This window comes from Pseudofrankia sp. EUN1h, assembly GCF_001854645.1.
GTDB lineage: Bacteria > Actinomycetota > Actinomycetes > Frankiales > Frankiaceae > Pseudofrankia > Pseudofrankia saprophytica.
Window position 1 is genome coordinate 1 of record NZ_MBLN01000016.1, and the last position, 9,836, is coordinate 9,836.

The 9,836-nt window shown below is 68.1% G+C and carries 8 protein-coding genes and 2 pseudogenes; 5 read left to right on the top strand and 5 right to left on the bottom strand.

What is annotated here, in order from left to right:
• Positions 1–334 precede the first annotated feature (334 nt).
• The 3 genes and pseudogenes from BCD49_RS44870 to BCD49_RS06295 form a co-directional block, all read right to left on the bottom strand.
• Positions 335–721 carry a tyrosine-type recombinase/integrase gene (locus BCD49_RS44870; protein WP_232793974.1) on the bottom strand — a complete coding sequence of 129 codons (387 nt, stop codon included), beginning with the start codon at positions 719–721 and terminating at the stop codon, positions 335–337.
• Positions 722–1,326: 605 nt separating this feature from the next.
• A pseudogene (locus BCD49_RS46095) lies at positions 1,327–2,166 on the bottom strand (hypothetical protein); the annotation flags it as partial.
• A gap of 1,124 nt (positions 2,167–3,290) precedes the next feature.
• Positions 3,291–3,997, bottom strand: a pseudogene (locus BCD49_RS06295) (IS6 family transposase).
• A 222-nt stretch (positions 3,998–4,219) separates the two neighbouring features.
• Between BCD49_RS06295 and BCD49_RS06300 the strand changes: the two are divergent.
• Together BCD49_RS06300 and BCD49_RS06305 are read left to right on the top strand one after the other, a co-directional pair.
• Positions 4,220–4,648, top strand: coding sequence for a hypothetical protein (locus tag BCD49_RS06300; RefSeq protein WP_071041263.1), 429 nt, complete (start codon positions 4,220–4,222; stop codon positions 4,646–4,648).
• Between the two features lie 467 nt (positions 4,649–5,115).
• Complete coding sequence (locus tag BCD49_RS06305; protein WP_007512715.1) at positions 5,116–5,310, top strand: hypothetical protein; 195 nt, start codon at positions 5,116–5,118, stop codon at positions 5,308–5,310.
• Between the two features lie 414 nt (positions 5,311–5,724).
• On the opposite strand, the gene BCD49_RS06310 is transcribed toward BCD49_RS06305, so the two are convergent.
• Positions 5,725–6,156 (bottom strand): Hsp20/alpha crystallin family protein, encoded by a 432-nt coding sequence (locus tag BCD49_RS06310; protein WP_007512717.1) that lies wholly within the window; start codon positions 6,154–6,156, stop codon positions 5,725–5,727.
• 561 nt (positions 6,157–6,717) lie between these two features.
• Here BCD49_RS06310 and BCD49_RS06315 point away from each other — a divergent pair.
• A complete protein-coding gene (locus BCD49_RS06315; RefSeq protein WP_232793973.1) occupies positions 6,718–6,975 on the top strand; it encodes an ATP-binding protein in 258 nt (85 codons plus the stop codon).
• A 147-nt stretch (positions 6,976–7,122) separates the two neighbouring features.
• On the opposite strand, the gene BCD49_RS06320 is transcribed toward BCD49_RS06315, so the two are convergent.
• Positions 7,123–7,476, bottom strand: coding sequence for a helix-turn-helix domain-containing protein (locus tag BCD49_RS06320; RefSeq protein WP_007512721.1), 354 nt, complete (start codon positions 7,474–7,476; stop codon positions 7,123–7,125).
• Between the two features lie 543 nt (positions 7,477–8,019).
• Here BCD49_RS06320 and BCD49_RS06325 point away from each other — a divergent pair.
• Both BCD49_RS06325 and BCD49_RS06330 read left to right on the top strand, forming a co-directional pair.
• Positions 8,020–8,421, top strand: coding sequence for a hypothetical protein (locus BCD49_RS06325; RefSeq protein ID WP_007512723.1), 402 nt, complete (start codon positions 8,020–8,022; stop codon positions 8,419–8,421).
• A 445-nt stretch (positions 8,422–8,866) separates the two neighbouring features.
• Positions 8,867–9,836 (top strand): hypothetical protein (locus BCD49_RS06330; RefSeq protein WP_071041264.1); only part of this gene is annotated, 970 nt, incomplete at its 3' end.

The window sequence follows — 9,836 nt, forward strand, 5'->3', positions numbered from 1 at the left end:
CTCCAGAACGGTCTCCGTCTACATCGGAGCCCTCCTTCGTGTTCGTGTCGCACTGCTTGCCGAAAATGTCATCCGCCCTGTTCAGGGCGCTCGCAGCAGTGGCTGCCGATCGTGAGACCAGCCAGGTCCGGGCCCTCGTCCGCTGGGGTCGGTGGCTGCGGGACGATGCCGGTTCGTGCCGCTTCGCCTCACCTACCTCCGTGTCACGAACGCGTTCGCGCTGCTGCGTCTGCTCCCCGGCGGTGACGGCGCTGTTGCATCGGCCGACGCAACGGCCTCCGGGCAACATCGTCGCCGTCTCTGGCCCGGCCCGAACCCTTGGAGATCTGGCGGGTCAGCCGGCGGTTTGGCGGTGTGGTCGGGCGGTGCGTGGGATGAGGCGGGCGACGTTTTCGGCGAGGTCGCGGGCGAGTTCTGGCAAGACGTGGGTGTAGGTATCGGCGGTGATCGTGATCGTGGAGTGGCCGAGGAGTTCCTGGACGGTCTTGAGGTCGGCGCCGGCGGCGAGCGCCAGGGTCGCGGCGGCGTGGCGGAGGTCGTGGAGTCGGACCGGGGGCAGGCCGGCGCCTGTCCATAGGTCACGGAAACGGCCGCTGATCTTTGCGGGGTACGGGGAGGCGCCGTCGGAGTTGAGGAAAACGAGGTCGGTGTTCGGCCCGGCGGGTCCGGCTTTGAGCCGGTCGGTGTTCTGGCGGGCGTGGTGCTCACGCAGAACGGCCACGGTGCCGGCGTCGAGGGGATCTGGCGGTCTGCGGCGTCGGACTTGGGTTTCTTCAGCTCAGTGGCCGCGCCGTTCCGGACGATCTGCCAGCGGACGGTCAGCGTGGCGGTCGCGAGGTCGACGTCGGCCCAGTGCAGACCGCAGGCCTCGCCGCGGCGTAGGCCGCGGTGGGCTACGAGGTGGAACAGCGGGTAGAGCGGGTCGGGTTCGGCGTGGTCGAGGAACGCGCCGAGCTGGGCCGGGGTCCAGACCATGACCGGCGAGGGGATTTCGCCTGTCTCGCGCCAGCGGGTCACCCGCGCCTCGGTCCACAGCAACGCCCGTGGGGGTCTACCAGTGGGCAGCTCGACGTAGGACGCGGGGTTGTGGGTGATCAGTCCGAGGCGGATCGCGTGGTTGAGCGCGGCCCGCAGGGTGGCGCGGATCCGCTGTTTGCTCGCCGCGCCAATCGCTCTCCGTCCGTGGATCGCCTGCTTCTCCTCGGGAGTGCCGGTGGCGCGGAGGCGGCGGATGGTCTCGTTGTGGACTTCGATCCCGTCGAAAAGGTCATCGAGATCGGCGACGCTGAGCCGGTCGAGGCGCAGATGGCCGATCGCCGGGTTCAGGTGGAGACGGATGTTGGTCTGGTAGCCGGCTCTGGTCGACTCGCTGATCCGTCGCCGGCCGGCCAGCCAGGTCTGGAGCCAGGCTGCCACGCTGATCCGAGGATCGACRCCGTCGCGGCGGTGAGAGCGGTGACGGAGGTCGTCGACCTCGGGCAGCGGGCCGCCCGCGCGCAACGTCTCGACGATGAGGGCTGCAGCCTGCTCACGTTCGGCGGCGTCGGCGGGATCAGCGAGTAGCGTGCGGATCTGGCCGAGTGCGTCGTGAGCGTCGGTGTCGCTGGCCAGCCCGCCTCGGCGAATCTGGCGCCGACGGCCGTCCGCCGTCGGCGGTAGGTCTATCTGGTAGCCCCAGGTGCCGTGCTCGGACCGCCAGTCACCGTCCTCGTGTCGCAGCTTCGGGCATCGGGAACCCAGCTGGCGGCCGTTGGCGCCCCGGCACGAGCAGCGCTTGGACACCGTCCCGCTCATGGCGCCCGGGAGGTCCCTCGAGCACAGTCCCCGGTCCCGATGTGAAATCGGGCGGGTGACCAGGCTTCCAGGAATCGCGCTCCACTCACCCCCGTCTCCATCAGACGCGTTTCCTGGCTGTTCTCCAATTCCCATCAACGCGGTGCCACCGACCCTGCGGATATGGGGATGACCTGCGATTCCCAAGACCGCGAACGGGTACCCGCCACGGCGAGCGACGAGGTAACTCCTCGACCAGGCAATACCGTGGATCTTCTTGGCGGTCCGAATGCGGACCGCGATGTCCGGCCCGTGGAACTCGACCGCCATCGGAATCTTCATGATGACTCCTCTGTCTCGGAAGAGACACGGGCGACGCAGACCGCCACCCATCCTGCGCCGGAGAGCATGCGCAGCCCCAAGTTCGCCCGCGCCGGCAGCAAGGACCAACCMGCAGGTCAAGGTGGGTAACGGCCGGTCCCCGCACCGAGACGGCCGCTGAGAACTCCCTCCCAGGACGGCGACACGGCGGGCGGGCCTGGCTCCCTGAAGGCCCGGGAGCAAGGGACTACCACCGGGCTTAGGTGTCTGACAGGTCCACGGCTCGGCTGGTCATGATCACGATGTTGGAGTATGCGGAGGACCTCGATCGGGGATCCTGCGCTATTGCCCGCCCCTACCCACACCGCGAATTTCCCGCATGAAAACACGAGCCCGACACCAAAAGTCAAGACCGCACACACAGCGAGCCTACGCCGAGACGGATATATCCCCTCAACACGCGTCCGCGCGGGCCCCAGCGGCTGCAAGTAGGACGACGAGGAACGGTGCCACGGATCGATCAGGGAAGGGAGCGCTCCACTTGTGTGCTCATCGATGAGCACACAAACACCTAAAAATCTATATCTTTCACAAGATCGATAATGATAAAAACGCAGGTCAGCGGGATGTTGATCGAGCCGACGAGGGGACTCGAACCCCTAACCGCCCGATTACAAGACGGCCATTCCCGTGTTTACTGCTGCCGTCCAATATCAGGAAATACCGATTGGTCCACGTCGCGGCCACGATAGGTGTTGCGGCGGGTTTCCTGGTGCCGGGAAATGCCGCGCCGTCCGTACGCACAATGAGCACACGTCGGCCACCGATGACCGTTCTGCCCTACAGTCACGGCCGGTTGCGGCGCGTCGTCAACCGCCGATCCGGGCGGGTTGAATCCGGTTACCTGCGGTGACACTGCACAAGTAACCGGCGCGGGGCAGGACCGCGCGAACCCAGCGATACCTCCGCCAAATGGCCACGTGCAGTGTTGCATCGAGCCAAGACGAGTGATCTTGGCTGTAAATCTTTCGACCTCGAGGTCTCGAGAAGGGGCAACGGGAACCCTGAGAGCAACCGGCCGAGCCTCTGGACGGCGTGATCGCAAGAAGATCTACGGTCAAGATCGGCTGGCTTAGCTCAAGGCGCTGTTGCATTCGGCCGAGGCAAGGCGTGGCGGATACGGGTTGCTGCCCTGGTCAGACGGCCAGAGCGAGCTCGGCGAATGCTGCCGCGAGTCGACGCCGGGGATCGATGGTGGTGGCGAGTTCGTAGTGGCCGCGGCGGACGTTCTGGACGAAGACATTACCGGAGCCGATCACCTGGGCCGATCGGAGGCGTTTCAACCCGCGCATCGCCGCAGCCGGGCTTTGAGTCGTCCGTGATCGGTCTCGATCGGGTTGTTCGCATAGCGGACGTTAACGTGGTGGGCGGCGGGGAGCTGCTCATCGAGGACCCGTGGGTAGGCCGCGGCCCGGTCGGTGGTCACCTCGACCGGTCGGCAGCCGTGAGACAGCGCCCGGGTGAAGAACCGCCGCGCCGCGGCCAGGTCCCGCTTCTTGGAGGCGAGCACGTCGATGACCTGGCCGAACTGGTCGATGGCCCTGTAGAGGTATGTCCACCGTCCGGCGACCTTCACGTAGGTCTCATCGCAGAACCACCTGTCACCAGGGCTGTGGCGGCAGGGCCGGGCCGCGTCGATCAGCAGCGGAGTGAACCGCTGCACCCAGCGGAAGATTGTGACGTGGTCGACCTCGACGCCACGCTCGGCCAGCAGCTCCTCGAGATCCCGGTACGACAGCGCGTACCGCAGATACCACCGGACGCCCAGCACGATCACCTCAGGAGGGAAGCGGAACCCCGCGAACTCCGAGACCGGGACCGGTGGACGAGGGCGGCGAAGCATCACTCGATCATGCCTCGATTACCGATCCGAGCCGCGGCCCCAGCCCGTGCAACAGTGCCTGCCGACGCCCAGGCCAGGTGCCTGACTCTCCGTATGTAGGGACGGTTCCGACGGTGGCAGATGCGTCCGTGTCCTACACCTACGGTCAGGGTATGGACACCAGGTGCTGACCTGTCAGCCAGAACGGACCAACGACCATGATCGAGGGGCAGGGAGTCAGGGATGACGACACTGACTGAGCAGCTCAACGAGCTGTCCGAGGGAACGCGGAAGATCGAGGACGTTGTTGCCGCGGCGCGGGACAGGAACCGCGAGYGGCTGGAGGCGCAGCGCGCCGAGCTGAAGACCTCCGTCGAGAGAGGTAGGGCCAAGGTCAAGGAGGACGCCGCCGGGGCGAAGGCCGGCATGAAGGAGCACTGGGACGCCGTGCGCTCCTCCGTGAACCAGCGGTTCGCCGAGATGCGCGCAGACGCTGAGGAGCGCCGCAAGGACTGGGATGCCCGAAAGGCGGAGCTCCATGCTGACGTGGCGGAGCAGGACGCCGTCAACGCGATCGATCTGGCGCTCTTCGTCCTCGACGAGGCCGAGTACGCGATCGCCGACGCGATTATCACGCGCGCCGACGCCGACGAACTCGCCAAGAGCCGCTAGCCCCGTCCCGGTGCCGCCTGAGCGGATCGGGTCCGCTGGCACCCTGGACATGGAGGCGGGGGCACAGACGCCGTTGTCTGTGCCCCCGCCCGCAGCAGAACCCCGGTCAGGCCTCCCGTGCCCGTGCGCGTTCGGGCGCTTTCCCGTCCGTGTCCTGAGCCTCTTCGGATGCCCGCAAGCGAGCCATCGCCGCCCGGGCCATCCGCTTCGCCGACTTCCGTTCGGCCGCCGCGTGACCGGGCGACGGGCCGCCGCGCACGGCGCCCTAGCCACGGCGACGCGAGAACCCGAGTCTCACCGCCAGCGTCATCGGCCGCGGTGGCCACCGCTTCCGAGCGATCGGCGCGTAGATACCGACTGGGTCATCCCGGTACTCGCCGAAAGTCAAGCCCTACTGGCATACCAAGGGCTGACCCGCGGTGCTGTGACGTTGGGCGTCATGCCAGCCGACGGTGTCGGTGCAGGTAATGGCCGGGACGGGGAAGCGGTTCGCGGGCGCGGACTTTCTGGCGTCGTACCAGGCGTTCCGCCTCGGCGCGGGGTTGGGGACGACCAATCTGAGTGGCTCGGAGATCGACGAGTTTGTGACCAGGTTCCTGGAGATCAGTGAGAAGGTGACTTTCCCGTCCGCGGACTCGTCGGGCAGGTCTGGCCCTCGGTAGGGGCGGCCGGGGGCCAGACCTGCGCGCGACACGACGTGCTGATGGGCGTTCCCTGGGGTCGTGAGTGGTGAGGCTATGTCTCCCTTCGCCGTGCCGCTGGCTCGATGTCATGGTTCAGCTGTTGGGCGGCGCCCGCTGTCCGGCTCTGCGTTGGAGTCGTCGGGTAACCGGCGGCCCGGATGGGTGCGGGTGGGGACAGCACGCGGTGCGTGGTGGTCTCGGCGATGCTGGTCTCGGCGTGGCTGGCTGTCTCGGCCCGCCTGTCGGGACGTCGCTGTCCCACCCGGCCGAGATGATCGCGTCGAACTCGGCTTGCAGCAGGTCGGGGTCGGAGCAGATCAGGTCGGCCAGCTGCGCCTCGACCGGCCGGACCGGCGCCGCCCCCTGCGGGGTCGTCATCGGTCCCGCCCCGGGTCAGGCGTGGATGGCCCGGCGGTCGTCGCTGGACGTGTCGATCGCGATCTTGCGGGGCTTGGCCTTCTCGGCGACCGGGATTCGCAGGGTCAGCACCCCGGCGTGGTAGCTGGCGGTGATCTTCTCCGTGTCCAGGTTGTCGCCGAGGATCAGCTGGCGGCTGAACACTCCGCGGGGCCGCTCGGCGACCAGGACCTCGCCGTTCCCCTTCAGCGCCGGACGTTCCGCGCGCACGGTCAGCACGTTGCGTTCGACGTCCAGGTCAACGGTGGCGGGGTCCACCCCGGGCAGGTCGAACTCCGCTACGAACTCCTCGCCCTCGCGCCAGGCGTCGATCGGCATCCCGGTCGGACGGGCCACCGTGCCCAGGGTGCCGAGCACCTGCTGGCTGAGCCGGTCCAGCTCCCGGAACGGGTCGGTGCGCACCAACATCGGAACTCCACCTCCACGATCACGATCTTGTCGATCAGAGCGTTGGGTCACCACTTATCTGTGTTGGCTGACCCAGATTTTTTATAGCACCGGCGACACATCTGAGGCAAGACCCCGGTCGGCCGTCCAGGCGGAATCCCCGAAGGCGCCCCGTGAGACCGTCCGATGGCGACCCTGCCCAGGGGGTGTACGGCTCAGTAGTAAGGCCGTCGCGTCCAGGCCTAGGACCGGCTGTCGTGGTGGACGCGACGACGAGGACCAGCCCAGCAGGCTGCTGGACCCGCAGGYCGGCAGCGCGCCGGCGGGGGCCGGGTTGGCAGGAGCGGTGAAGATCCRCTTGACGCGGTGGTGGGCTACGCGGAGGGGCCGCCCGCGGGCGCGGTTCGTTGAGTCCATGGGTGGGCAGGAGGGCCGGCGAGAGACATGATCGGCGGGGTGAGGGGTTGGTCGCGGTGCGCGACAGGGGCTGGTCGGCCAGTGTGGATCTCCCGTTCGATGCGCGTTCCGTGGGCGCTGCTCGGGAGGTGCTGCGGGGGTTGTTGCTGGCCTGACGATGCCGCGGTGGTGGTGGTGTCGGAGCTGGTGACGAACGCTGTGCAGCACGCCGGTGAACGGGGGCAGCTGCGGTTGGAGCTTCGGGTCACTGGTGCGGTGTTGCGTCTGGAGCTCGCTGATGGGTCGTCGGTGCGGCCGATGGCTCGGGAGATCGTCGATTCCGATGAGCGGGGCCGTGGGATGCACATCGTCGATGTGCTCACCGCCCGGTGGGGAGTCGAGACCCATGGCGCCGGTAAACGCGTCTGGGTCGAACTCGACTGACCCCTCGGGGCGACAACATCGACGCTGTCCTGCCGTGACTGTGTCGTCTCGGGTCTACGGCGGGTGACCTACGGCGTCGCGTTCAATCCTCGCTTCGGGAGAAGGGCGGGTCCCCATGTCGGGCCGCTCGTGTCGCCGGTTTGTGTGTCAGGGGGTTTCGGCGGTCGACGGCTGGCTGGTCGGCTGGTTGTCGCGTAGTTGCTGGTTGATCTTGTGGGCTTCGGCGAGTTGGTCTTCGAGGATGACGATGCGGCAGGCGGCCTCGATCGCCATGCCCTGGTCGACGAGCTCGCGGACGCGGGCGGCGATGCGTAGCTGGTAGCGGGAGTAGCGGCGGTGGCCGCCTTCGGAGCGCAGCGGAGTGATCAGGCGGGCTTCGCCGAGGGTCCGCAGGAAGGCCGGCGTTGTGCCGAGCATCGCGGCCGCGCGGCCCATGGTGTAGGCGGGGTAGTCGTCGTCGTCGAGACTGTCGGCCGGCCTGGATGGGCTTTCAGGGGTCATCGCGCCTCTCGGGACACGTCGAGGGGCCCGGTGCCATCTGGCACCGGGCCCCGAGGGTTCACCACCATCTACCGGCCAAGACGCGCCGGGTTCTGGAACCCGCCTGCCCACCCGAGAGGGCGGGGGTGCGGGGATCGCATATGCGTGACCGGGGACCACCTTCCAATCCGGGGCCTGCGCGGCGTCCGAGCGAACATGACCATCGCCCGGGCGATCCTGATGGTGCCTGCTCCCCTCTCCTCATGGGTCACCTGACTGGGTTCTGCCGAACTTGTTGCGGTGATGCTCGACGGCCTGCCCTGGCCACCATCCTGCTCGCGGCAGTTCCTGTCTGCCACGACCATCGACTCCCTTGGCTACGAGAGGAACTGTACCCAGGACGCCGCCGGATGTCTAGTACAGCGGGGACAGATTTTCGGGCTCCCAGCAGACAGCTACCCTCCAGTGGCTCTGGCAGCGAGTCTTGGATCCAGACTGATCTTGTGATCGATCTGGCCCCCTGATGATCGACTATTGGCGACCGGCTGCGATCATCAGGCTGATGTGACCTCCTTCCGGCTGCGCGCTCGGGGGGCCAGCGGCCTGGTCCTCGCCGGCGGCATGGCTGGCGCGGGACCGGACGCGCTCGTGGCCGACACCCTGCTCACCTTCCACACGACGACCGACCTGACCGCGCTCACCAACCCGAACGAGGCCCTGCCGCTACTGCGCCGACTGGTCGCCGGCCTACTCACCGACCACGCCGAACCGGAGCCCCGCCATCTGGCGCTGTACCTGACCAGGCAAGGAATCGGCGTCAGCTGGCCGGTCGAACGACTCCTGGAAATCTGCGCCGGACCTGCACCCCGATACGGCCTGCGGGAACACCGCGCGGCCCTCACAGAAGCTGTCCTCGACCAGACGTCGCCCCGAAGCCCGGAGCCGCCTCGGGCTCCCCGGCAGTAACGGGGCCGTCAACCTGGGACGCTTCGGCGCCGGTGGGCGACGGGGGTGCGCCTACCGGCCACCGAAGCGGAGTGCAGAGTGTAGATCAAAGATCGGGACGCGACTAGCCGTGGCATACCAGGACACTTCTCATCCACCGGAAGGCCGATTCTCAAGCCTCCTACCCAGCCCGACCGGCGAGCAATTCCGTCGTACGGGCATCGTCTCGCCACGGGCCGGATGATTCTCATTTGAGATCAAATTCAGCCGATGCCCGGAACTGACGTGGGTCAAGGTACTTCGCCAAGACGCAACGGAGCTGGTCGCCGGTCCGAACGGGGCGAACACCGGCAGGCCGTCCACACGGACGCACCGGGAGCTGCGTCCAGGTGTCGCCTGCCCCAAGGGAGGGAGATCCTGCGACGAGGGGCAGGTGTCGCCCAGACCCGATACCAAGGGGAGATCCATGACGCAGACGCAGCGGAGCACTCCGGCGCAGACACCGCCCGCCGGGTTCGTGACAGTCACCGCGGCGCTGTGTAACCCCGTCGAGTTTCCCGGCGAACTCGGCGACAACTACCCCACCGCCTGTGCCACCCTCGGCCTGCCCGCCCACTCTGACGGCTACGCCCTCCTACTCGGCCAAGACCGCGACGGCGCGCGCTGGACCCAGGTCTGCACCGACGTCGAACAGGTCGCGGCCGTCCTGTCGATCTGGCACATGGGAAACGAAGCCAGCCTTGACGTCGACCCAGACGACATCACCGCGACCCACCCCGGCTGGCCGATCGGATGCGACCTGGCACTCGCCGACAGGCCGGCGCCGCACGACCCGACCAGCGCCGGCCCGGTACTCCACGCGGCCGAGGGCTGGGCGAAGACAGGGAGGCGACGCATGGCCGACCGGCTCGCCGAGGACCTGTCCGACACCCGCAACCGGCTCGATCGACAGTTCGACCAGTACAACTGGGGCGACACCGACCTCGAATCACCCATCCGCTACACCGACCTGCTACCCCGGACGCAGGCATCGGACCATCCGGCCGTGACCCGAGCCCTGCGAGACGTCTGGCTGCTCGCCAGCGCTGAGCACCCGCCCCCGGGCTCCGTGCGATCCCGCCGAGCCTCCGGCGGCGGACACCTCATCCAAGCGGCCGGCGACGGCTGGAGCCTGGTCGCCAACACCGCCGACCCGCTCCAGGCCCTGCTCCTGCACGACGACCTCGCCGGGATGGCCGTCGATGTCGCCGGGAGCGAAGGGATGCCCCGGCTCCTTGACGCCCTCACCGCCACCGCCGCACGCGCCGAACCACCCCGCCCGCGAAAGTCGCGCCCACCACGCCGTGGTGCGAACAACCCTGTGCCTGCCGAATATGCCATCCGCCCTGGTCAGGGCGGTCGCAGCCGTCGGGACCGATCGTGGCCCTCCCAGCGTC